The organism is Mycoplasma sp. Mirounga ES2805-ORL, assembly GCF_017084445.1.
Classification (GTDB): domain Bacteria; phylum Bacillota_I; class Bacilli_A; order Mycoplasmatales; family Metamycoplasmataceae; genus Mycoplasmopsis.
Window position 1 is genome coordinate 636539 of sequence record NZ_CP070947.1, and the last position, 25191, is coordinate 661729.

Annotated in this window: 20 protein-coding genes and 5 tRNA genes; 16 read left to right on the forward strand and 9 right to left on the reverse strand. The window is 28.6% G+C overall.

The genetic code is table 4. The features are described 5' to 3' along the window. Position 1: 1 nt before the first annotated feature. Genes JXZ90_RS02750 through JXZ90_RS02770 form a run of 5 tightly spaced genes read left to right on the forward strand, consistent with a single transcriptional unit; the run spans position 2 to position 4903 of the window. Positions 2 to 1627, forward strand: coding sequence for a NusA N-terminal domain-containing protein (locus tag JXZ90_RS02750; RefSeq protein WP_205848246.1), 1626 nt, complete (start codon positions 2 to 4; stop codon positions 1625 to 1627). Next, a complete protein-coding gene (locus JXZ90_RS02755; RefSeq protein ID WP_205848247.1) occupies positions 1611 to 1910 on the forward strand; it encodes a YlxR family protein in 300 nt (99 codons plus the stop codon). The genes JXZ90_RS02750 and JXZ90_RS02755 overlap by 17 nt, the downstream gene beginning before the upstream one ends. After that, the gene (gene infB / locus JXZ90_RS02760; RefSeq protein ID WP_205848248.1) at positions 1886 to 3700 is read left to right on the forward strand and encodes a translation initiation factor IF-2; all 1815 of its coding nucleotides are present in this window, start codon (positions 1886 to 1888) and stop codon (positions 3698 to 3700) included. Before JXZ90_RS02755 ends, infB begins: the two co-directional genes overlap by 25 nt. A gap of 25 nt (positions 3701 to 3725) precedes the next feature. After that, positions 3726 to 4238: an adenine phosphoribosyltransferase gene (locus JXZ90_RS02765; RefSeq protein WP_205848249.1), complete on the forward strand. Its 513-nt coding sequence runs from the start codon at positions 3726 to 3728 to the stop codon at positions 4236 to 4238. Between the two features lie 5 nt (positions 4239 to 4243). Next, the gene (locus JXZ90_RS02770; RefSeq protein ID WP_205848250.1) at positions 4244 to 4903 is read left to right on the forward strand and encodes a hypothetical protein; all 660 of its coding nucleotides are present in this window, start codon (positions 4244 to 4246) and stop codon (positions 4901 to 4903) included. A gap of 9 nt (positions 4904 to 4912) precedes the next feature. Here JXZ90_RS02770 and JXZ90_RS02775 read toward each other — a convergent pair whose 3' ends face one another. The 3 genes from JXZ90_RS02775 to JXZ90_RS02785 all read right to left on the reverse strand — a co-directional run bounded on the left by JXZ90_RS02775 (position 4913) and on the right by JXZ90_RS02785 (position 6319). Next, positions 4913 to 6004 carry a YihY/virulence factor BrkB family protein gene (locus JXZ90_RS02775; protein WP_205848251.1) on the reverse strand — a complete coding sequence of 364 codons (1092 nt, stop codon included), beginning with the start codon at positions 6002 to 6004 and terminating at the stop codon, positions 4913 to 4915. 153 nt (positions 6005 to 6157) lie between these two features. After that, positions 6158 to 6232, reverse strand: a tRNA-Gln gene (locus JXZ90_RS02780). A gap of 3 nt (positions 6233 to 6235) precedes the next feature. Further along, a tRNA-Tyr gene (locus tag JXZ90_RS02785) sits at positions 6236 to 6319 on the reverse strand. Between the two features lie 341 nt (positions 6320 to 6660). Here JXZ90_RS02785 and JXZ90_RS02790 point away from each other — a divergent pair. Together JXZ90_RS02790 and gap are read left to right on the forward strand one after the other, a co-directional pair. Next, positions 6661 to 8139, forward strand: coding sequence for a DNA methyltransferase (locus tag JXZ90_RS02790; protein ID WP_205848252.1), 1479 nt, complete (start codon positions 6661 to 6663; stop codon positions 8137 to 8139). Positions 8140 to 8157: 18 nt separating this feature from the next. Beyond that, positions 8158 to 9165 carry a type I glyceraldehyde-3-phosphate dehydrogenase gene (gap, locus tag JXZ90_RS02795; RefSeq protein WP_205848253.1) on the forward strand — a complete coding sequence of 336 codons (1008 nt, stop codon included), beginning with the start codon at positions 8158 to 8160 and terminating at the stop codon, positions 9163 to 9165. 83 nt (positions 9166 to 9248) lie between these two features. Here the strand turns inward: gap and JXZ90_RS02800 are convergent. After that, positions 9249 to 9324, reverse strand: a tRNA-Lys gene (locus tag JXZ90_RS02800). Between the two features lie 155 nt (positions 9325 to 9479). Between JXZ90_RS02800 and JXZ90_RS02805 the strand changes: the two genes are divergently transcribed. Further along, complete coding sequence (locus tag JXZ90_RS02805; protein ID WP_205848254.1) at positions 9480 to 10472, forward strand: ECF transporter S component; 993 nt, start codon at positions 9480 to 9482, stop codon at positions 10470 to 10472. Between the two features lie 66 nt (positions 10473 to 10538). Here JXZ90_RS02805 and JXZ90_RS02810 read toward each other — a convergent pair. Together JXZ90_RS02810 and JXZ90_RS02815 are read right to left on the reverse strand one after the other, a co-directional pair. Further along, a tRNA-Lys gene (locus JXZ90_RS02810) sits at positions 10539 to 10614 on the reverse strand. Between the two features lie 27 nt (positions 10615 to 10641). Next, a tRNA-Leu gene (locus tag JXZ90_RS02815) sits at positions 10642 to 10727 on the reverse strand. A 200-nt stretch (positions 10728 to 10927) separates the two neighbouring features. Between JXZ90_RS02815 and JXZ90_RS02820 the strand changes: the two genes are divergently transcribed. Both JXZ90_RS02820 and JXZ90_RS02825 read left to right on the forward strand, forming a co-directional pair. Beyond that, complete coding sequence (locus JXZ90_RS02820; RefSeq protein ID WP_205848255.1) at positions 10928 to 11773, forward strand: Cof-type HAD-IIB family hydrolase; 846 nt, start codon at positions 10928 to 10930, stop codon at positions 11771 to 11773. After that, the gene (locus tag JXZ90_RS02825; protein WP_205848256.1) at positions 11766 to 12590 is read left to right on the forward strand and encodes a deoxyribonuclease IV; all 825 of its coding nucleotides are present in this window, start codon (positions 11766 to 11768) and stop codon (positions 12588 to 12590) included. The genes JXZ90_RS02820 and JXZ90_RS02825 overlap by 8 nt, the downstream gene beginning before the upstream one ends. Positions 12591 to 12623: 33 nt before the next feature. On the opposite strand, the gene rpmG is transcribed toward JXZ90_RS02825, so the two are convergent. Genes rpmG through ftsY form a run of 3 tightly spaced genes read right to left on the reverse strand, consistent with a single transcriptional unit; the run spans position 12624 to position 14098 of the window. After that, positions 12624 to 12776, reverse strand: coding sequence for a 50S ribosomal protein L33 (gene rpmG, locus JXZ90_RS02830; protein WP_205848257.1), 153 nt, complete (start codon positions 12774 to 12776; stop codon positions 12624 to 12626). A gap of 58 nt (positions 12777 to 12834) precedes the next feature. Then, positions 12835 to 13065, reverse strand: coding sequence for a sigma factor-like helix-turn-helix DNA-binding protein (locus tag JXZ90_RS02835; protein WP_205848258.1), 231 nt, complete (start codon positions 13063 to 13065; stop codon positions 12835 to 12837). Continuing rightward, positions 13055 to 14098, reverse strand: a complete 1044-nt coding sequence (gene ftsY / locus JXZ90_RS02840) for a signal recognition particle-docking protein FtsY (protein WP_205848259.1) — start codon at positions 14096 to 14098, stop codon at positions 13055 to 13057. Before ftsY ends, JXZ90_RS02835 begins: the two co-directional genes overlap by 11 nt. Before the next feature lie 241 nt (positions 14099 to 14339). Here ftsY and JXZ90_RS02845 point away from each other — a divergent pair, with 241 nt between their 5' ends. From JXZ90_RS02845 to dnaB, 6 genes are all read left to right on the forward strand, one after another. Next, the gene (locus JXZ90_RS02845) at positions 14340 to 16289 is read left to right on the forward strand and encodes a transketolase (RefSeq protein WP_205848260.1); all 1950 of its coding nucleotides are present in this window, start codon (positions 14340 to 14342) and stop codon (positions 16287 to 16289) included. A gap of 74 nt (positions 16290 to 16363) precedes the next feature. Next, complete coding sequence (gene uvrB, locus JXZ90_RS02850; RefSeq protein ID WP_205848261.1) at positions 16364 to 18355, forward strand: excinuclease ABC subunit UvrB; 1992 nt, start codon at positions 16364 to 16366, stop codon at positions 18353 to 18355. Between the two features lie 48 nt (positions 18356 to 18403). Further along, positions 18404 to 21232, forward strand: a complete 2829-nt coding sequence (uvrA, locus tag JXZ90_RS02855) for an excinuclease ABC subunit UvrA (protein WP_205848262.1) — start codon at positions 18404 to 18406, stop codon at positions 21230 to 21232. Positions 21233 to 21327: 95 nt separating this feature from the next. Then, positions 21328 to 23313 (forward strand): DHH family phosphoesterase, encoded by a 1986-nt coding sequence (locus JXZ90_RS02860; RefSeq protein ID WP_205848263.1) that lies wholly within the window; start codon positions 21328 to 21330, stop codon positions 23311 to 23313. Further along, a complete protein-coding gene (gene rplI / locus JXZ90_RS02865) occupies positions 23294 to 23752 on the forward strand; it encodes a 50S ribosomal protein L9 (RefSeq protein ID WP_205848264.1) in 459 nt (152 codons plus the stop codon). Before JXZ90_RS02860 ends, rplI begins: the two co-directional genes overlap by 20 nt. Further along, positions 23742 to 25187, forward strand: coding sequence for a replicative DNA helicase (dnaB, locus tag JXZ90_RS02870; RefSeq protein ID WP_205848265.1), 1446 nt, complete (start codon positions 23742 to 23744; stop codon positions 25185 to 25187). Before rplI ends, dnaB begins: the two co-directional genes overlap by 11 nt. Positions 25188 to 25191 lie beyond the last annotated feature (4 nt).

Genomic DNA, 25191 nt, shown 5'->3' on the forward strand with positions numbered 1-25191 from the left:
TATGGCAAAAAAAGAAACAAATCTAAATTACAAGAAAGCATTATACGAAACTATTATTGGTTACAAGAATAGTTTGAATTTACCAGTTGAAGGATTACTAGAAACATTTGGTTCTGAAACTTCAAAAATAATAAACAAGAAAATAGATCCAGATGCAGAGATTATATTTGAAATTGATAACGATAAACAAGAAGTATCAATTTTTAATAATAAAATTTCAGTCGTTGAAGATGATTCAGAAATTATTAATGAGACTGGATATCTAGCGCCAATATCATTTATCGAATTAAAAAATGCTAAAAAAATAAAAAAAGATGTTGAGGTTGGTGATTCAATAAAAATTGAATTAGCACTATTTGAAATTCTTAATGAAGCGAAGAAAGCTAAGGCAAGCAACCCTCTTCATAGTGAAAACGCTAAGACATGTTTAAAAACCATTGAATCAACATTAAAACAAGGTATTAAATTGCTTCAAAAACAACAAATTTTTGATAAATACTCAAAATTAATAGGAAAATCTGTGAAAATCATGTTTAACTCTAAAAACAAAAACGGTTCTTGAAACGTTCAATTAGTTGAAGATAACGTTTCTGCTTATTTACCTGCTAATCTTGTTAATTCAAAAAGAAACATTAAGCCAGGTTCTTATGAAGACGCGATTGTTGAAAGTGTAGATCCAGAGACCAAATTTAATCAAGTTTGCGTCTCTCTAGATTCTCCGAAAATAGTTGAAGATCTTTTAAGAAACAGTATCCCAGAAATTAACCAAGGTTTAATTGAAATTGTGAACTTAGTAAGACAGCCTGGTGAAAGGTCAAAAGTAGCTGTTAAAAAGACTAACCTATCATCAGCTGATTTTGATGTTTATGGTGCAATTATAGGCCCTAATGCATCAAGAATTGAATCAATTATTTCTCAATTAAAAGGTGAGAAAATTGATGTTGTTCTATATAGTGAAAATCCAATTGAATTTATATCCAATGCCCTTAGCCCAGCAAAAGTTGTGGATATCAAAGTTAAAGATGCCGAAAAAGGCAAATATCTTGCAATAGTTCCTGATAATGCCGTTACCTTAGCAATTGGACGTAGAGGAATAAATGCATCATTAGCATCTAATTTAACCAATAATAATATTGATATTATAAGTGTGAGCGATGCAAGATCTAAAAAAATCCAATTTGATGAAACATTGGTTGATGAACTTACACAAATGTTCCAAAATAAAAAATCAGATATTTTTACTAGAAGACAAAGTAACAGAAGAACAAGGAGAGGCAACTCATACAATAATAATAACTACTTATCATCAACCGATTTTGATTTAGATATTGCGCAATACAAAGAAAAAGAATCTGAAGATTTTGATATTGCTTCAAATGGTTATGAAGATTTAGATTTTGAAGAACTATTTAGAAAACACTCAAGTGAAAATGTTGAGAAAACAATTTCTGATGATATAGAAACAGAACAAATTAAAAAATCATTTTCAAACAAAAAATCTGAAGCCCAATTAAAAAGTGAAGCTGAAAAAGTTATTGAAGAGTTTGAAGTAGACGAAGATCTTTCATCATTTGGACTTGATGGTGATTTCGATATAAGTGATTTTGACGATGAAGATTGAAATTAATAAAATTTTCAAAAGAAAATGTATTATCACAAACCAAATTATTGAAGCTAATAAGCTCATACGCTTTGACTATGACAAAAAAAACAATATAATAACTTTGGATATTCAAAAGAATAAAAAAGGTCGGGGTGCATATTTTCTTCCATCTGAAGAAAACTGACAAAAAATAGTGAAGACTAGAGGTTTAAATAGAGCCTTTCGCACAAAAGTTTCAAATGAAACTTATAAATCTATAGAACAACAACTAGAGGAGCACGCATGTCTAAAAAAGATACAAGAATAAGTAATGTAAATGCAGTTAAGGACCAATTGTCTTCTGTAAAAACAGAAGTTAAAAATGGAGTTTTCATTTTTACAAACAATATGACAGTTGGAGAATTTGCAGAAAAGGTAAAAATTTCAGCGAATGCAATAATTAAAAATTTTCTATTAAAAGGGAAAATGATTCAAATAAATCATGTCCTTGAAGAAGAAGATATAGCAGAAATTTGTCTAGAACATAATCTAGATTTTAAGAAAGAAACTTCAATTGATGCAAGTAATTTCCTCAATACAGTTGTTTTTGAAGATGATCCAAAGGATTTAACTAAAAGGCCCCCAGTTGTTACGGTTATGGGTCATGTTGACCACGGAAAGACTACACTAGTTGACTATATTAGAAAAACTAAAGTTGCGCAAAGTGAAAGTAGTGGTATTACTCAACACACAGGAGCTTACCAAGTAAATCATAATAATAGTCTAATTACATTTATTGACACTCCAGGTCACGAAGTATTTACTGAGATGAGATCTCGTGGAGCTAAAATAACAGATATTATTATATTAGTTGTTGCAGCAGATGACGGAATAATGCCTCAAACTATTGAAGCAATAGAATTAGCAAAACAAGCTAAAGTGCCTTTAATTATTTTTATTAATAAAATGGATAAACCGAATAAAAATATTGAAAAAATCAAAAATCAATTACTTGAACATGATGTTGTTATTGAAGAATATAAAGGTGATACACCTGTAGTGTATGGTGCCGCTAAGATTGGTCAAGGTGTTGATGAACTTCTAAGTTCAATAGTTTTATTAAGTGATTTATTAGATTTAAAAGCTAACTATAATAGATACCCAATTGGAACAGTTATTGAAAGTAAAGTTGATACCGGATTAGGTGTTATGACTAAAATTATTATTGAAAATGGAACTCTTGAAAAAGGAGATTTCATTGTTGCCGGTTCATGTTATGGACGTGTGAAATCAATAAGCAACACTTTAAATGAATTAATTAATAAAGCAACTCCAGGTGATCCAGTTACTATAACAGGACTAAATAATCTACCTCTTGCGGGAGATAGATTTATTGGATTTGATGATGAAAAATTTGCCAAGAAGATAGCTGAGGATAAAGCCAAAAAAGATAAAGCAACTGAATTAATGAATAGAAATACACAAGTTATTAATCTTGATTCAAACAAGAAAATATTTAACGTAATAATTAAATCAGATGTACAAGGTACTGCGGAAGCGGTTAAGTCAACAATTAATGGCATGAGTAACGAAGAAGCTGTTATTAATGTTGTATCAGCTTCTGCGGGTCAAACTAATAATAATGATTTATTATTAGCACAATCTTCAAATGCGATAATTATTAATTTTAATGTTAAGCCTTCTGCTAATATCAAGCAAACAGCAAAGCAACAAAAAGTTACAATGACTTATTATAAAGTCATCTTAAAGGTTCAAGAAGACATGCGAGCACTTCTAGATGGCGAAAGAAAAGTTATTTATGAAGAAAAGAAAATTGGTTCAGCTCATATTATTAAGTTATTTAAGTACTCAAAAGTAGGAATAATTGCTGGAAGTATGATGGACGAAGGTGTTGTTAAAATTGGATGTAAAGTCAAAGTATTTAGAAATAAAAAAATGGTATATCAAGGTGTTATAGAAACCTTACAAAGAGAAAAAAATCAAGTTAAAGAAGTTGTAAACGGAAAAGATTTTGGAACACATATTAAAGGTTTCAATGATATTAAACAAGATGACATTTTAGAATTTTTTGAAGATGTCGCAGTGCCTTTCAATTAATTAAATATCAAGGAGTTATTAATTTATGGATATTAGTAAATTTATAAAAAACATCCCAGATTTTCCTAAAGAAGGAATCGCTTTCAAAGATATATGCCCATTACTAGCTAATGGTGAAGCTTTTAACTATACAATAAATAAAATGGCTGAATTATGCAAAACAGCTGATGTTATTGTAGCTCCTGATGCTCGTGGTTTTATTTTTGGTTCACCAGTTGCATTCTTGCTTAAAAAACCTTTTATTATGGTTAGAAAACCTGGTAAATTGCCTGGTGAAAAATTTATCGAAAGTTATGAACTAGAGTATGGTGTTAATACATTAGAAATGCAAAAAGATCTAATTAAACCAAATCAAAAAGTTGCTATTATTGATGATGTTTTAGCTACATCAGGAACAATAAAAGCAATTATTAATCTTGTTGAAAAACAAGGTGCTAAAATTGATAAGGTAGTTCAACTTTTGGAATTAACTAAACTAAAAGGAAGACAAATATTAGAAGACAAAGGAATAGAAGTTCATTCCCTCATTAAGGTGTAAACAATATGAACAAAAAAAATAAAGACATAAACTTTAAAAAGTGATCTAATAACATTGAACAAGTTTATTTTGAAAATTCAACATATAAATTTAACAATAGATATTTGGTTACTTTAGCCTTGTATGTGGCTTATTTTTTTGTTGCATCATTTGTGCCCTATATGGGCTATTTTTTCATAGGGCCAACTGTTCTAACAATACTCCCAGTTATTGTTGTAGTAGCTGCATTTCATCTAGGTTTGATTGGAGCAATAGCGGCTGGAGTTTCGTTTGGTCTATGATCTTTTTCAGCGGCTTTCTTTTATGGACAACTAAAATATCAAAATTTTGATATTGCAGTTATTCCTAGAATTATTTTAGCTTTATTAGTATATGCATTAGTAAAAATAATAAAGATGCATAAAAGACCTAATGTTATTAAATTTGTTGTATTAGGTTTTATAAGTACAATTTTAAACGTAGTTTTAGTTATTTCTTCACAACATATACATAATGCTTATATTGGAAAAATAAGAGGAATTCTAGGCGTAAAAGAATGAATAATTACTCATATTCCAACATTAATATTAGAACCTTTATCTTCAATTCTTATTAGTTTTTCTTTGTTTAGAATAATTAATCACGAAAGAAAAAAATTATTAGTTCTTAATAAAATATCCTTCTAGTTCTTATTTTTAAAATCTAAATTTACTGAAAAAACTTAATTTTTTAGATACTGTGTAACTAGATTGATAAGTTTTAAAATATGATTCATTAACTATTGTTCCAAATAAAGTTATGTGGGTTAATGCAAAAATGTAAATGGAAATATAAATTAGCGAGGCTCACGATTCATATTGTTTATAGTTTGTTTGACTAATTATTAAAGGGAAAATTAATGTGAGTAATGCAAACGGAATTGTAGTTACTATTACTCCAGGGAAAACAAGACTCCAGCTTATTTTAAAACTAGGAGCTGTTTTAAATAATATTGAGTATCCTAAATAAAGAAAAATAAATAAGTAAATTGGGAAGGTTGTATAAAAGAATATTTCTGCATTTACAAAAGGCTTAAACACATCATAGAAGAATAAATAAATTAATCCTGCAATAGTTAATGAAACACTAAGTCCAATAACTATTAATAAACCTTTTATTCTATTTGTTATATAGTTTCCTAAATCATGATGTTCAAAAACATAGTTTTGGCTGTAAACAAATTTAGCTCAGCCGCTAGAAGACATTCACAAAGAAACAGAAAGTAACAAGATAATTGATCATATAAATCCAGCTTTGCTGTTTTCTTGGAATGTTTTTATTGTTTTTCCAAAACCTTGTGTAAATTCATCAATACCTGGAATTATGTGATCTAGAATAACTGATGTAAACAGCTGTCAATATCTTTGATTCTCTTGGCTATTATTAATAACTTTTATTGGTCAAAGAAAAGCAAAAACAATTGTAATAATAGGTATGAAACTAATCAAAAAATGAAAAGCTAGAGAAACCGGAATAAAAGCTATATCATTACTGGTTAGTTTTTTGTATGTTCTATCAATCATTTGTTGAGTTTTATTTTTATTTTTCCATGCTAATTTTGGTGTAGCGATTCAAAGAATAATCATTATCAAAAATTTTATACCTTTACCAAAAAAACCAACACGTTGGTCATCGGGTTGAATTATGTTCCGGGCAAAAGAAGATTTTTTAATTTGCTTCTTATATTCTTTTTTAATTTTGAAACTATTTAAGCCTGTAAGTATTTCTTTATTTTGTTTATTATTCATTTGATGCAAATTATATTATAAAAATACACCTCATACTTGAGATGATAAGTTTTTTCAATTCAATATTAAATTTAATTTAATTGATAGCTAGTTATATTTCTATTTTAATATTCTATTCTTTAGAACAAAAAAAATCACCGTGGTCTGGTGATATGGCTGCCCCAGTTAGATTCGAACTAACGCGTGTCGGTACCAAAAACCGATGCCTTACCGCTTGGCTATGGGGCAAAATGGTGGAGGGGGAGGGATTCGAACCCCCGAACCGTTAGGAAGTGGGTTACAGCCACCCGCGTTTGGCCGCTTCGCTACCCCTCCATTTGCGACTATTATTATAGTATAAAAAATAATAAATTAGTATTTTTTTTATTATTCCCATTTTAATTAAAACTTATGAAGTGTATTTGTGACTGTTTTTAATATTTATCCAATTGTATTTAATGTATATATAGATTTCTTATAGAGATGTTTACTAGAAATAAATTAGTTCTGAAATTTACTAGTAATTAATTTATTTGGAGTGAATATATGAATATAACTAAGAATCTTATTTATAAGTTTTATTTTAATTTAAATATTAGGTATATATATTATAATTTATATTAAGGTTAAATATTTATTAGCAAATATACCTATAAAATAGTCGTTTGGAGATAATTATGGCAAATAAATTAACAGAAAAAACATTAAGTAGACTTTCTAAAAAATATAAATTAAGTAAAAGCACGAATTTAATTTCGTTTATTAATGAAAATCCCGAAAATTTTGAAAACATTGAGTTATATCAAATAGCACAATATTTCGATTCCAAGAGAAGAGGGGAAAAACCATACTACATAGAATTAGAAACATTAGAATTAATTAAAAATAGACTTCCTGAAATTAAAAAGAAGGACATATACATTGTTGATCCAATTTGTAGTGTTGGCATTTTTCTTCCAATGCTAATTGAAAAATATGGCAACAAAGATAAAATTTCTTTTGAGTTTTTTGATAAAGATCCTGAAACTATCGAAGTTGCGAGAGCACTTTGGAAGTTGGAAAGCCATAAGAGAAATATATCTATGTCATTTCAAAAGAAGGAATTTTTAAATAAGCGTGTGAATAAAAATATAGATCTTATGATCGGTAATTTTCCAAACGCTAGAACAGCACATAGAGTTATAAGAAAAGAACACCCAGGCTTAGTAAAAGGTCATAAGCAAATTCAATCATATTCAACTATTTATGTTAAGAAAGCTTTTGTATGATCAGAATACATTGTGTCAATAGTACCTAAAAATTTCCTATTCACTGATGAATATAAACCTGTTAGAGATGTTATGTCTAAGACAAATATTCATAACATTATAGATATGGATACAAAAGGATTTTTTAATCTAAAAAATGAAAATATTATTTTATTTAATGACTTCAAAACTAAGTTGGATTATTCAAATAGAGTGAGTGTTTACTCAATGAAATTTAAGAGAGATCACCATGTTAACCAAAAATTACTAACATCAAAAACTTATCCAAACTGAATTATCTATAGAAATGGTTTTTTTTCAAGAATAGCTCGTTCACTAAAATTAAATACCTTTAACATTTCTAGAAATGTAATTCCTAATATCACAGATGATCCCTATAATGCATATTGGGTTATTCGTGGAGATAACTTTGATGAGAATTCAAAGATAGTGAAAATCCCTGAAACAGATATTTATGTACATGATGATGAAATTGTTTCAAATACAAACTTGTCAAAAACGCTTCATAGACCAGATTTATATGTTTTAAAATCTACTCTTGAAAAAATGCAAGTAGATCAAAAACCAAGAGATACAGCTGCTAGTGAAAAATTGATTATTTTAGAACTTAAAGAAAACGAGAGAGAACTAACTGAGGAAGATATTAAAATGTTGAATAGTTCTGATTTTAAAAACTATTTCAATATAGCAACTAACTTTTCATCAAGATCAAAAACTGTTGATAGTATCACGTCATTTTATTTAGGTAAATTGGACGACCAAGAAGAAAAAGACTTAAGTGAAACAACATCCATTTCGCTTGATGAAACAATGACTGATGAATTTGATGTATCTAAAATTGAATTCAAAGACGAAGATGATGATTATGATGAAGAAGATAACAATTAAAATACTTAAGGATTAAATATGAAAAAAATAGCAATAAACGGATTCGGAAGAATAGGAAGACTATCACTAAGACATTTAGTTCAAACTAATGAAAAAAATGTTGAAGTTGTAGCAATTAATGATTTAACAAATATTGAAATGTTAGCTCATTTATTAAAATACGATACAGCCTTTGGCCCATTCAACGCAAAGGTTGAAACAACTGAAAATGGAATAGTTGTTAATGGAAAAGAGATAAAGGTTTTTTCAGAAAAAGACCCTGAAAAATTACCATGAAAAGAATTAAACATTGATGTTGTTCTAGAATGTACTGGTTTTTTTGCCAAAAAAGAAGGAGCTATAAAACACATAAACGCGGGTGCTAAAAAAGTTATAGTTAGTGCACCTTCTAGCAAGGATGTAAAAACAGTAGTTTATAATGTTAATCACCAAATTCTAAATGCCGATGATCAAATAATATCTGCCGCCTCATGTACGACTAATTGTTTAGCACCTGTTGTAAAAGTTTTAGTAGATAATTTTGGAATTAAAAATGGATTTATGACAACTGTCCATGCTTTTACAGGAGACCAAATGTTGCAAGATGGTCCTCATAGAAAGGGAAACTTAAGAAGAGCTAGAGCGGCTTCTCAAAATATTGTTCCTGCAACTACAGGTGCTGCTAAAGCTATTGGTTTAGTGATTCCTGAAGCAAGCGGCATTTTAGATGGCGTTGCGTTACGTGTCCCAACAATAACCGGTTCTTATGTTGACTTAACTGTTCAGTTAGAAAAAGAACCATCAGTTGAAGAGATTAATAAAGCTTTTGAAAAAGCGGCAAATCAATCATTTAAATATGAAGTTGATGAAATTGTTTCATCAGATGTAATTGGTTCAACATATGGATCAATATTTGATTCAACACTTACAAAGATTCAAGAAGCCAACGGTACTAAATTATATAAATTAGGTGCATGGTACGACAACGAAATGTCTTATGTTTCTCAATTAGTAAGAACATTAGTATATGTTGCCAAACTAAAATAAATTGTTATTGAAATCAGTTGCTTTGCATCTGATTTTTTTTATAAAAAAAACTACAATAAGTAGTTTGGTCATCTAAGATGATATGGTACACCGTACAGGGTTCGAACCTGTGACCCAATGGTTAAGAGCCATTTGCTCTACCGGCTGAGCTAACGGTGCATATAACAAGTAGAATTATATTACACTCACAGATAATTAATAAATATTTTTAGATAAAGTGGAATTACTAAATTATTTGAATTTTTTTATCTTAGAAAAATATCTAATAAAAAATACTTTTTTAGCAAATATTATTAATATAATAGTAACTATATATGAAATCAAAAAATGAAGAAAGCCAAAATAACGGATTTAGTTTATTTTCAAAATGAACAATCCGTAGAATATCTTTTATTGGAATACTAATTGCAATTAGTGTTGTTTTTGTTATTATCAGTGTTTCAATTTTTCCTATCGCTTCATTGCCAAGTATTAAAATTTCTTTTATAGGTCTTCCTATTAAAATTAGTGGTTTTATTTTTGGACCTGTTGTTGGAGGATTAGTTGGACTTATAAGTGATGTAATTTCATTCTTATTTGTTCCTTCGTTTTATAACCCTTTATATACGCTAGCAACTATGATTGATGGAATAGTTGCAGGAATCATTGGCTGAATATTCTTGAGACTGTTTAAATTTTATTTTAGCGGAGAATTTAGAGACAAATACTTTCAAAACAAAATGTCTTTTTTATACAATAAATATCTAGACTTAAAGATAACTAATCTAGAAGATCAAAAAGTTAGAAAATTAGAAGATAAAATGATTTTATTAAATGAAAAAAGAAAGAAAATTAGATTATCAAGTTCCTCATCAACATTGTTAAATGTTAATTTGATTGTTGCTATTTCTATTTTACTAATAATTATCATGTTCATTTTTTGATTAATTGGCAAGCAAACCAGTCAATACATTTTAGATCAAGGAATTGTTAAAAATAGATGGGCTTTAGTAGCTATTATGTGTTCTGGATATGCTGCTATGTTGGTTTTTCTTGTTTTAACAAGATTGTTTATGAACCATAAAAAGTTTTTAGTTATTGTCCCTATTGTTATTTTCTCAGCATTAATTGAATTAATAAATGTTCCTTTATTGTCTTTAGCTGATTTGAAATCATTATCTCAAGGTGAAAATAAATCAATATTTGTTTTCATTATTCAACACACATTTATGTCGCCTGTAAAAATTTGATTTAATATGTTTGTTATTTTCTTTACATATAACATTATTGCGAGTCTAATTTACAAAAATAATGATATTTGCTACTAAATAAACAAATAATTTAATAAATAAAAAAATCCTGTTTTGTAGGATTTTTTAGTCAATTTAATGAAATGGTACGTCCTAGAGGACTCGAACCTCCGACCCAATGGTTAAAAGCCATTTGCTCTACCGCCTGAGCTAAGGACGCATCTTATGTTCTGCTTTGCAAAACATATGGTGCCCAGAACTGGACTTGAACCAGCACGGTATTGCTACCGAGGGATTTTAAGTCCCTTGCGTCTACCATTCCGCCACCTGGGCTCATTAAAAAATGCTTTTATATTATACAAGGAAAAAATAAAATGTAAAATGTATTTTTTTTATAAATTTTTTATGTTTAAATAATTAAACAATTAATTAATTTAAAAGTTATTATTTTAATAATAAAAAAACAACTGTATTGATTATGTAAAACTTTTTTACTTGCTTATTTCAATATTTATTTAATTTATAATACTATTATGAATTTTAATAACAAGAAAACATATTTTATAGATTTAGATGGCACCTTATTAGATAAGTATGGCATTAACAGAATTAGTAGAAAAAATATTATGGCTATTCGTGTACTTAAGAATTTTGCTAATGTTGTTTTATCAACCGGTAGAAGTTTTTATGATCATAGAGTTAAACAAACAATGTATCAATTAGGTTTAAATGATATCATTAATGCAAGCGGTGCACAAATATATAGAAATGGTGTTTTGCAATGACAAAATACTTTAAATTTAGAATTAGTGAAAGAAATTGCTAGCTGAGCTAAAAAAAATAAAATTATTTATGCTATTTTTGATGATAAAGGCGATTTTTTATATACTAATAACTGTTTTGATTACTTTGTAAATAAAATGATTTTAAATAAGAAATTTACAAAAATATTTTCTAGAAAAATTAAGAATCCTGTTGAACATAGTGGTGTTGTTAAAATAGCCTTGGTTAATAAAAATAAATTTAAAGCTAAACAACGCCAGGAAGAGTTTCGTAAAATATTTGGAGATAGAACAAACTCGTTTTTAGCAAGTAATAACTATATTCTTGAGATTACTAATAAAGAAGCTAACAAAGGCAAGGCAATTGATGTTTATTGTGAAATGTTTGATCTAGACACTAAAAATACGGTTCATATTGGTGATTCTATGTCTGACGCAGCTGTTAAAGGCCATGTTGGTAAACTAGTAGCAATGGAAAACTCAGTTCCTGAATTAAAAGAAATTGCTGATGAAATTGCGCCTAGCTTCAAAAAAAGTGGTATTTATAAATATTTCACACAACCATCTAAAAATAAAAAAGGAGAAAACAATGATTAAATTAGGTAGTCATATTTCTTTTAAAGCCCCAAACTATCTAGAAGGGGCGGCAAGGGAATCTATTAGTAATGGAGCTAATACAATGATGATTTATTTAGGAGCTCCTCAAAATGTTAAAAGAGTTGATGTCTCTAACTATAAATTAGAGGAATATATTAATAATTATTCAGATAAGATTTCACAAGAAGATATTGTGGTTCATGCACCTTATATAATTAATCCTTCTTCACCAGAAAAAAATAAATTTGCAATTGATTTTTTAATTCAAGAAATTAAAAGAATGAATTATGTTGGTGCTAAATATTTAGTATTACATCCTGGTGCACACACCAAATTTGATAGACAAGATTCAATAAATACTTTAATTAATTCATTAAGAACAGTAATTAATAAAACTGAAAATGTTGTTATTTGTATTGAAACTATGGCCGGTAAAGGAACAGAGGTTGGAACTAATTTTAAAGAATTAAAATTTGTTTTAGATAGTATTCAAAATGATAGAGTGCAAATATGTTTAGATACATGTCATGTTTGAGACGCGGGTTATGATATAAAAAAATATGATGAGTTCAAAGCCGAAATTAATAAATTTGATTTATTAAAGAATATTAAAGTTATTCACTTAAATGATTCAAAAAATGATTTATCAAGTCACAAAGATAGACACGCAAATATAGATAAAGGTTTTATAGGACTTGAGTCATTAAGAAAATTTGTACATGATAAGGATTTCGATAACATTCCAATTATTTTAGAAACACCATGAACCGATAATGGTCCTATCTATGATAAGGAAATAGAAATGCTTTTAAAATAAAACAAAACCTCGGAAATCCCAAGGTTTATTATTTTATTTCTTTTCTTTGTGGTTGGTGTGTTTATTACATTTAGCACAGTATTTTTTAATTTCCACTTTTTCAGGGTGTTCTTTTTTATTTTTTTTGCTAATGTAATTTTCCATTTTGCATTCAGTGCAAAATAATGTAAAACCTTCTCTTGCCATATTTCCTCCGTTGTGTAAATGTAAAAAATCTTTTTCTATTATATATTAATTAATATATTTAGTTATTAAGTTTTGCGGCAATTTTTTGTAATTTTTTAATTGCTTTAGAAACGCTATCATATGCAGCAGCTCTAGTGGTAGCTGTTTCATCAGCTATTTCTTGGTAGGATAAGTCCTCAAAAAAATAAAGTTGAAAAGCTTGTTTTTGTGTTTGAGTTAATAAAGATCCGTATTTTTCAAATAAATTTATTAGTTCTTCAATGTTTTCAATATTTGTTCTATTGCTCATCAATCATTAAATCCTTTGTAATTTGGTATAGAAAGTTTTCTAGGTCAAATTCTTGAAGATCTTCTAAGCCTTCTCCTAGCCCTATGTATTTAACATTTAAGTCAAACTCGTCTTTTATTGAAAGAACTATTCCGCCCTTTGAAGTTCCGTCCATTTTTGTAAGAATAATACCCGTTGGATTTGCTACTTCTTTAAATGATCTTGCTTGACTAACGCCATTTTGACCTGTTGTTGCATCCAAAACCAATAAGCATTCATGAGGTGCGTTATTTTGAAACTTTTTAATAATTCCATACATTTTTTCAAGTTCTTTCATTAAATTAACTTTGTTTTGGAGACGACCGGCTGTATCTATAAGCAATAGATCATATTGATCATTTTTAGCTCTGTCTAAAGCTTCATAAACTACACTTGAAGGATCAGCTCCTTCTTTAACAGGTTTAACTATATCAGCATTGACTCTATTAGCTCATACTTCTAGTTGACTTACCGCTCCTGCTCTAAAAGTATCTGCTGCAGCAATTAGAACTTTTTTACCTTCTTTTATATATTTATGAGCAATTTTAGCTATTGAAGTAGTTTTACCTGAACCATTTACTCCAACAAAAATAAATATGTTTAATCTATCATCTTTATAATTTAATGTTGTATCAACAAGACTTTTATTTGTATAAATAACAAACATTTGATCTGCAACTAATTCTCCTATTTGCTTAGGATTAGTAATATTTCTAGCTCTAACTTCCTTTTTTATGTGTGTGATAATTGCATATACTAATTCAGAGTTAATATCGCTCATTATTAAAATTTCTTCAAGTTCTTCAAAGAATTCTTCGTCTATTTCTTTATATTTATTTTGAAGATCAAAAATCTTTTTTCCTAGAGAAGAAGACTTAGATAACCCGGCACTATATTTATCTAATTTATTACTTTTTATTAATTTTTCTTCATCTTTCTTCTCTAATTCTTTTTGTTTTTCTTCAAGTGTTTTCTTTCCAAATATTTTACTTTTTAAATAACTAAAAAAACCCATATTTACCTCTTTTATTATTATTTCTAATAAATTTATTTAATTTTATCAATATATTTCTAAAAGAAAGGAACTTTTTATTTATATGTTTGTTTAACAATAAATTCCAATAAATATATAAATTGACAATACTTAATTAATTTTAGAGTTTCATTTGCAAAGATATAAAGAATAAATAAAGGTTTTAACATTATGGTATTAAAATACATTTAAAGAATTTTTATATAAATTAATAGGGAGAATTATGTTAGATAAAGAACAACAATTAGTTGCTTCAATGCGTGGGATTGCTATTGATTCAATAAATGAAGCAAAAGGTGGACACTTGGGTATGGCTATAGGAGCCGCGAATATAACATATGCTTTACTAGGAAAAGAAATGATATTTTCACAACAAGATCCAAAATGAATGAATAAGGATAGATTCATTTTAAGTGCGGGACATGGGTCAATGTCATATTATTCAATTATGCATTTCTTAGGTTTATTGTCAATTGAAGATATGAAGAGTCATAAAAAACTACATTCAAAAACTCCTGGACATCCGGAAATTGAAATGTTTGAGCATGTTGATGCCTCTACAGGACCACTAGGCCAAGGTATTGCTATGGGAGTTGGTATGGCTATTGGTCAAAAATATTTGCAAGAGAAATATAATAAAGATAATTATGAAATATTTAATCATAAAGTGTTTGTGCTTCATGGTGACGGTTGTTTACAAGAAGGCGTTTCATTAGAAGCTATTCAATTAGCAGGAACATTAAATTTAAAAGACCTAATTTTAATTCATGACTATAATGGTATTCAAATAGATTCTGAAACTAAAGATGTTAATAATATTGATTTTTTAAGTTACTTCCAATCAAATAATTTTAATGTTTTTGATGTTGAAAGAGATAAACCAAAATTAATAATTGATGCAATTCAAAAAGCAAAAAACAGTGATAAACCTTCCTATATAAGAGTTCATACAACTATTGCAAAGTACGCTCCAAATGAAGGCACTCCAAAAGGACATAATGGTGTCTTAAATTCTGAACAAACAGTTGAATTTAAAACTAAACTAGGTTTAAAAAATACTATTCCATTTGAATATTCAAAAAATGTATATGCCTATGGAAAAGAGTTATTAGACCAAAAAGAATTTGAATACAATAAATGATTAAAGATGTTTAATCAATATAAAAAAAATTTCCCCAATGAATATAATGAGCTTGTTAAATTACAAAATAATGAACATGTAAAATATAATTTTAGCGATGTTATTTTTGAAGAAACTAATAAGGCTACTAGAAATTATTTTGTTCCAATTATGAAAAAGATAGAAGAACAATATCCTTTCATTTTGGGTGGTTCTGCTGATTTAGCCGGAGCAACAAAAATTAAATTTAGTAAAGAAATAAAAGATGGCGGCCAATACATTAAATATGGAATTAGAGAATTTGCAATGGTTGCAATTAATAATGGAATAATGTTAGCAACAAATATGAAAACTATTTCTTCAACATTTTTAGTATTTGCTGATTATGAAAAGGCAGGATTGAGATTAGGTTCATTAATGTCATTGCCTGGAATTCATGTATTTACTCATGATAGTTATGGAGTTGGTGGAGATGGCCCATCACATCAGCCCTTCGATCAATTACCTATGTTGAGAGCTATGCATAATATGAAAGTTATTAGGCCATGTGATGAAAGCGAAGTTAGATTAGCTTTTGAGTATGCTTTAAATCAAAGAAATGTACAAACATCAATTATTGGATGTAGGCAAAATATTAAATCGTTTAATAAAATAGAACATTTTACTCCAGCATATGTTATTCAAGGGGATAATAAGTTTGATATTTCTCTTCTAGCTACAGGTAGTGAAGTTTCATTAGCTGTAGAGACTGCGAATGAGTTAAGAGAAAAATATAATATTAGTGCTCAAGTTGTTTCAGTTCTTTTATTGCAAGATTTGGTTAAAAATAATAAATTAGCAAATGAATTAGGCTTAAATAAAAAACCTATGTTTGCAATTGAAGCATCATCAGATTCAATGTGATATCAATTAAGTAAATTTAATAAAATAGATGCGCATTTAGCAGAAGGATTTGGTTATTCAACAAGTGGTGAAGAAGTTTTTAGAGTAAAAGGATTTACAAAAGAAAATATTTCAAAAAAAGTTGTTGATTTTCTAAATGAAAATAATTAACTATTTAATTCTAATAAAATTATTATTTTATAGTTTTAACATTTAAAAATATAATTACATATAATAATAAGTATATGTCTATTTTTAAGTTAAAGTCCAGCTATAAACCTTCCGGCGATCAGCCTCAAGCAATTGATAATATTATTAGAAAAATTAAGGAAGGTGAAAAATATCAAGTTTTAAAAGGTGTTACCGGTAGTGGTAAAACTTTTACTATTGCGAATGTTATTAAAGAATTTGATAGACCTGTTTTGGTTTTATCTCACAATAAAACATTAGCTAGTCAACTTTATAGCGAGCTAAAATCTTTTTTTCCTGAAAATAATGTTGAATATTTTGTTTCTTATTTTGATTATTATAGACCAGAAGCTTATCTTCCAAGCAGTGATACATATATTGATAAAACTAGTAAGACGAATAAAGATTTAGATGCGATGAGGCTTAGTGCGATGAATTCTGTTTTAACAAAAAAAGACACAATTATTGTTGCTAGTGTTAGCGCAATTTATGGAGCGCTTAGCCCTGAAGAATATTATGCATCTGTGCTGCCAATAAAAGTAGGAATGAAAATCGAACAAAAAGACTTATTAAAAAAATTAGTTCTTCGGAACTATCAACGTAATGAGGTTAACTTAGATTTAGGTTGCTTTAGTTCTAAAGGAGATGTGGTATGAATTAGACCTGCTGATAGTGATCAGTATATAACAAGAATTGATTTTTTTGGAGATGAAATTGATAGTATTAAAACTGTTGATCCTACAACTAGAAACGTTATTGAAAGTCATACAAACTATACAATTTTTCCTGGTGATGCATATACCGTTAATACTGATGTCATAACCGATGCATGCAAAAAAATATATAAAGAATTAGAAGCTAGAGTTAAATGATTTGAAAAAAACAATAAATTATTAGAGGCACAAAGAATAAAAGAAAGAACCGAAAAAGATATCGATTCTTTACAAGAATTTGGAATTTGTCCAGGTATAGAAAACTATGCTAGATACCTAGATAGGAGAGAAGAAGGAGAAAGGCCTTACACTCTTTTAGATTATTTTAAAAATAAACAACCGTTGCTTTTTATAGATGAATCTCACATGATGATACCTCAATTAAACGGAATGTATAATGGTGATAGGTCGCGTAAACAAAGTCTAGTAGATTATGGTTTTCGACTACCAAGTGCTTTAGATAATAGACCTTTAAAATTCGAAGAATTTGAAAATGAATTTGATTTTCAAACAGTATTTTTATCAGCTACACCAGCAGAATATGAACTGGATAAAACACATGGCGTTATTACTAGATTATTTGTTAGACCAACTGGTTTGTTAGATCCAACAATTGAGGTTAGACCAAGTAAAAATCAAGTTGAAAATATTTATGATGAATTGCAAAAACAAAAAGCTAAAAATGAAAGAACATTGATTTTAACTACAACTAAAAGAATGGCAGAGGAGTTAACAAGATACTTTCTAGAGAGAAATGAAAAAATCGCCTATATTCATTCAGAACACAACACTTTTGAAAGAAATGAAATTCTAAGAAAATTACGTAAAGGCGTTTATGACTCGGTTGTTGGTATTAATCTTTTAAGAGAAGGAATAGATTTACCTGAAGTTAGTTTAATGTGCGTTCTAGATGCAGATAAAGAGAGCTTTTTTAGAAACACAAGAAGTCTTATTCAAATAGTTGGTAGAGCTGCTAGAAATGCAAATGGTCGAGTTATATTTTACGGTGATTCAATATCAAAAAGTATGTTCGAAACAATTCAAGATAACAAGACAAAAAGAGAACTACAGATCCAATATAATAAAGAACATAATATTATTCCAAAAACTATAATTAAACCTATTTCAGAACCAATTCAAGGTGATGGAATGGAAGGAGCAATTAAGTTCTTCTTTAGCAACGAGAAGAAAGAAAAAAATAGCCAATATAATAAGGAAGAAATTATTAAGCAACTTAGAGAAAAAATGAATAAAGCTGCTAAGGAACTAGACTATGAAAAGGCTATTGAATTAAGAGATATTATTTTAGAATTACAAGCTAATAATAAAAAATAAAATATTATTATTAACCTGTTTTATAGGTTAATAAAGAAAAAGGTAGATATGTCAACAAAAGATCAAATAATTATTAAAGGTGCAAAAGAAAATAACTTAAAAAACGTAAATCTTACTTTGCCAAAGAATAAGCTAATTGTATTTACGGGATTATCTGGAAGCGGCAAATCATCTTTAGCTTTTAATACAATCTATGAGGAAGGGCGTAGACGCTATGTAGATAGTTTAAGTAGTTATGCAAGAATGTTTTTAGGTGGTACAAGCAAACCTAATGTTGATTCTATAGAAGGCTTAAGTCCCTCTATTTGTATTGAGCAAAAAACTACTCATAACAACCCACGTTCTACAGTTGGAACCGTGACAGAAATTTATGATTATTTAAGATTGCTATTTTCAAGAATTGGCGTTCCATATTGTCCTAATCATAATATTCCAATAACTAGCCAAACTAATAAAGACATTCTTAATTCAATCTATCTTTTTCCAAATGAAAGCAAACTTTATATCCTTTCTCCTGTAGTAGAAGGAGAGAAAGGAACTTTTGTAAACTTACTTGAAAAACTAAGAAAAGAAGGTTTTATAAGAATTAAAATAGATAATAAAATTTACAACCTTGATGATCAAATTGAGTTAGAAAAAAATCTTAAACATAACATTGATATTGTTGTTGATAGAGTTGTCTTAAATAAGGATAATTACAATAGAATTGCAGAAGATATTGAAGCTGCTTTAGATTATTCAAAAGGTCTTGTAAAAGTTGAAACAACTGAAGGCGAAACAAAATTATTTTCAAAACATTATTCATGTATTCATAAAGATTTTGAAATGCCTAAAATGGATACAAAATTATTTTCATTTAATTCACCATTTGGGATGTGTCAACATTGTAAAGGATTGGGAGTAGATCTAAAAGCTGATTTCGATGCTTTAGTTCCTGAACCCTGAAGAAGTATTAATGATGGTGCTATTAAGATATTTGAAAACACAGTTGGCACACAAAATCTTGAATGACAAGAGTTTAGAATACTTTGTTCAAAATATGACATAGACCTTAATAAGCCTATAGATGAATTCACAAATAAAGAACTCAAAATTATTAAATATGGTTCTCTAGAAGAGATTGAATATGTGTTAGTTTCTGTTAACGGCAATAAGATAAGAAGATATAAAAAAATAGAAGGTATTCTAACAAAAATTGAAAGACAATATTACGACACGGTGAGTGAAAAGGTTAGGGATTGAATTAAAAGATACATGAACACTGTACCTTGCCCGGTATGTAATGGTTCAAGACTACGTGATGAAGCACTAGCTGTTAAAATAAATAATCTAAGTATTTATGATGTGACAAGAATGAGTGTTGAGGATGCTTTGATAACGATTGAAAAATTAGAATTAAATGATGAGCAAAAGCAAATATCAACTTTAATAATAAATGAATTAAAAAATAGATTATCTTTTCTAAAAAATGTTGGTTTAGATTACTTAACACTTGATAGAAAAGCAGAAACTCTTTCTGGAGGAGAAAGTCAAAGAATTAAATTAGCTACTCAAATTGGTTCAAATTTAACAGGAGTTTTATATGTTCTGGATGAGCCGTCTATAGGTTTACATCAACACGATAATCAAAAGCTTATCAAATCATTGAAGGATATGGTTGAAATTGGAAATACATTAATAGTTGTTGAGCATGATGAAGAAACAATTAGAGAAGCAGACTACCTAGTTGATATAGGGCCAGAAGCCGGTGTAGATGGTGGTGAGATAGTGGCTGCCGGTACAATAGACGATATTATTAAAAGCCCTAAATCAATAACTGGCAAATATTTATCTGGAGAATTAGAAATTGAAGTTCCTAAATCCAGAAGGTCAGGAAATGGTAAAGTGGTTTCTATTTATGGTGCTAAAGAAAATAATTTAAAAGATATTGATGTTAATATTCCACTTGGTAAATTTATTGGAGTAACAGGATTAAGCGGATCTGGAAAAAGTACATTGGTAAATGAAATTTTGGTTAAGGGACTAAAGCATTCATTAGAAAAAAATTCCACTGAAAAAGTTGGGAAGATGAAATCAATTTCAGGTCTGAAACATCTTGACAAAGTAATACCAATTAGTCAAAGTCCAATTGGTAGAACGCCAAGAAGCAACCCAGCAACATATACTTCTGTATTTACTGACATAAGAGAATTATTTACAAATACTGAAGAATCTAGGATTAGAGGTTACATGCCCGCTAGATTCAGTTTTAATGTTCCCGGTGGACGTTGTGAAAAATGCCAAGGAGACGGTTTTTTAAAAATTGAAATGCATTTTTTACCTGATGTTTACATTCCTTGTGATGAATGTGATGGTGACAGATTTAATCGTGAAACCCTTGAGATAAAATATCATTCAAAAAATATTAGTGACGTATTGAATATGACAGTGGACGAAGCTATTAAGTTTTTCGCTGCAAGAACTAAAATATTAAAAAAACTTCAAACACTTCACGATGTTGGTTTAGGTTATATTAAGTTAGGACAATCTTCAACAACGTTATCTGGAGGTGAAGCACAAAGAGTAAAACTAGCTACATTCTTGCAAAAGAAAGCTACAGGCAAAACAATATATGTTTTAGATGAACCTACTACCGGACTTCATATACACGATGTGAAAAATTTACTTAAAGTTATTAATAAAATTGTAGATGGCGGTGATACAGTTTTGGTTATCGAGCATAATTTAGATGTAATTAAAAGCTGTGATTATCTAATTGATCTTGGTCCAAATGGAGGGGTTAATGGTGGAAGAGTTGTTGCTACCGGAACTCCAGAGCAAGTTTCTAATAACGAAAATAGCTATACCGGTTTATATTTGAAGGAAATCTTAAAGTAGCTTAATGTTGTTTTTTTTATAAAATTTACAAAAATGGGAACTATATAATGAATATATGAATACTAGTATGAATAATATATGTATAATTAATTAATATGAATATCAATAAAAAGAAAAAATTTATTTTATATGCTTTAATTGCTCTTTTAGGAGTGGTAATTTTTATAACTTCTATCTATGGATTTATAAATACTAAAAAAACTATTTTTTATGCTCTAGGAACTATAGGAATAATTATTTCACTTATTATCACTGGTTTTTTTGCCTTTTCATCATTAAAAAGCTATCATGAATTGCAATTATCTACAAAATCATCTTTTAATAGTTTTACGGATGAAATGATTGCAGATAATTTAATAGGAACATTAATTTATAACAATAATAATGATATTGTTTATTTAAGTAAATTTTTAGAAGACAGGTTTGGTAAAAAAATAATTGGACAGAAAACTAATCATTTTTTTCAGATGCTAGATCATAAATTTGAAGAAGGTCAATTAGTTTTTGAAATTGAATACAAGGGCAGTGTGTATCAAGTAAAGCATTGAGAAGACAAAAATACCTTTGTATTCAAAGATTACACTTTTGAAAAGAATGTTGTTGATTTATATAATAACGAGTTAAATGTTTTAGCCGAGATGGAAATAGATAACTACCAACTATATCAGTCAACACTTTATGAAGAACAAGTTTTTAATTTGAATAAAGTTGTTATTGAAACTCTTGATAAATTGGTTTCAAAATATAATTTCTTCTATAGGCAATACAATACAAATGGTAAGTTTTTTGCTATCACTAACAAAGAATCACTAGATTTAATGATTCAAGATAAATTTAAGTTTTTCAATGATATTCATAATGCAATTAAGAAAACATCGAAAACTGACAAAATATTTGTATCAATTTCTGCTGGTTTTGCAACCGGAACTAAGAATTTGTATAAGAAGATGGAATTGGCAAAAAATGCTTTGCTTCAAGCTCAAAGTAGAGGCGGAGATCAAGTAGCTATTTTCTCGACAAATGAACCTCCAAGATATTTCGGTTCATCTAGAGAAATACTTCCAAGAATAGATAGAACTAGAATTAAAGTAATTGCTGATTTAATTGAAAAGAAACTTTCGAATAAAAAAATTGAAAACGTAATTGTATATGGTCATGCAAATGCCGACCTAGATGCAATAGGAAGTGCATTAGGCGTTGTTGCTATTGCCAAGAAGTTTAATAAAAATGCCTATATTTGCTCTTCAACGCAAGATAATACAACTAAAAAGGCTATTGCAGCATGGCCCGAGTTAAAAAACACATTTATTAAAGGGACACAAGCAAGTAAATTAACTAGCGATAAATCATTAGTATTTTTTGTAGATAATTCAAACCCAAAGAGAACTGATAATCCGGATGCTTTAATCAACGCAAAAGGAGAAAACATATTTATTATTGATCACCATAGATTAGGAGCACCTGCCGACTTTTGTCCAAAGATAAATAAAATTATTGACCCTTCTGCTTCCAGCGCAAGCGAACTAGTGACGGAAATCATGATATTTATGAATTCAAAGATTGAGGTTGACCAAAAGACAAGTCAAATGCTTTTAAACGGTATATATTTAGATACTCTCCAATTCCAAAAACATGTTACTTCTAAAACTTTTGAAACAGCTTCATGGTTACAAGCTCGTGGCGCAGATCCTGCTATTAGTACAAATAGCCTTAAAGTTGATTCGGACACTTATGAAAAGGTTACGGAAATATTAAATGAAATTCAAGAAATAAAACCAGGATTTTATTTAGCATATAAAGATATTCCATTAGGAGATGATATTATTTCTATTGCAGCTGAAGAAATTTTAAAAATTGATGGCAGAGTAGCTTCATTTGTTGTTGCTCGTCAAGAAAAAGGAGACGGATACAAATTATCTGCTCGTGGTCTAAATACTAATGTGCAACTAATTGCGGAAGCAGTTGGAGGCGGCGGACACTTTGGTACTGCTGCTGCAACTACAAAAGAAAATCTTGAAGATTTTATAGACAATATTAAACAAGCGATAGTGAGTGTGAAAAATGAAAATAATTTTAATTAAAGATTGTAAAGACGGTAAAGCAAATACTGTTATTGATGTATCAGATGGCTACGGAATGAATTTCTTAGTACGTCAAGGTTTTGGTGTTCCATATAACACTAGAACGAAAAGAGATTTGGATAATAAACTTAGTGAATTAACCAATAATGAAATGGATATTAGAAAAGAAGCGCTAGCTTTAAAAGAGGAACTTGAAAAACTCGAATTAAGTTTTACTTTGGATGCAAAAATTGATGCCAATGGTAATTTAAATGTTCATGGTGCCGTATCAACAAAAGATATTGTTAAAATGCTAGCTAAAAAAGGATATGAACACTTAGATAAGCATGCTATTCAAAAAGTTCGGTTAATTTCAAATGATTTGCATTACATAGATGTAAATTTATATAAAGATATAATTGCAAAATTGAAAGTAGTGGTTAAATTAAATGCAAAATAGTAAAAATGATGAATATATAAATCAGTCAGCCTACAAGACAACGCATGTTAATAAAGATTATGAAGATAGACTCCTATCAATAGTTCTAAGTAATAATAAAAAAGCTGGTCAAATTATTCCTTACCTTGTTGAGGAAGATTTTGTTTTTTATGAAAACAAAATATTTTTTAAAATTGTTTCTAGTTTATATAAAGCAAATCTATCTATAAATGATGACCATATCATAGATTTCGCGGAAAAAAATAAATATGAGGCAGTTGTTAATAGACAATTATTAACTTACTATTATTCAATTAATGCATTCTCATCAAATATACCTACATATCTTAAAGAAATAACTAGACTTACACAATTAAGAAATATTGAAAAAGGACTTATTGAAGTTCAAAATAATATTCAAAAAAATGTCAATATAGACACAGGTGATATTCTTTGAGAAATACAAAAGATAATTTTAGATGTAGATCGCACAAAAATTAATTCAGATTTTTTAACTGCTAGAGAAGTCAGTGAAGAATATTATAAAAACCTCCAAATAAGAAGGTTGGAAAAAGAAGGCTCAATAACTGGCTTGCCAACTGGTTATAATGCATTTGATACAGTTACTCAAGGGTTGCAGCCTAATGAGTTAATTATTTTAGCTGCTAGACCAGGGATGGGTAAAACAGCTTTAGCTTTAAATATTGCTATTAATAATGCTATTAAGCAAAGAAATGTAGCCTTTTTCAGTTTAGAAATGTCTCCTGAACAATTAATGGCTCGTATTTATTCAATTGTTACAGAGATTAATTCTTTTAAATTAAAAAAACCTTCACTACTAACTGATTTAGATTTAGTTAAGATTAATTCAGCTAGAAACAAAAAAATAGAACCAATGAGTTTATTTATTGATGATTCTGTTGGAACAGATTTAGAAAATTTAATTTGAAAATGTAGAAGATTACATAAAGTTAATCCACTTGATTTAATTATCATTGACTACCTACAATTAATTCCAACTAAAAAACAAGGGAGAAACGCAGAGAGTAGACAGCAAGAAGTTGGCCGTATTTCAAGAGCTTTAAAAACACTTGCAAAAGACTTAAAAATTCCGGTTATTGCATTAAGTCAGTTATCTCGTGAAGTTGATAAACGTGAGCAAAAAAGACCTCAAATGACTGACTTACGTGAGTCTGGTAACATAGAACAAGATGCTGATATTATTATGATGTTATATCGTGAAAGTTACTATAATACTAAAAAGCAAAACGATGATGCTAGAGAGCAATTAAAAATTGATGGTGAGGATATTGGAGTACCTATAGATTTAATTATTGCAAAACACCGTAATGGTCCTCCTTTTGATACAAAATTAAGATTTATTATGTCTCAAGGTAGGTTTGAAGATCATGACGATGATGACAAAAGTAACAAATATGAAAAAATGGAGGATTAGGATA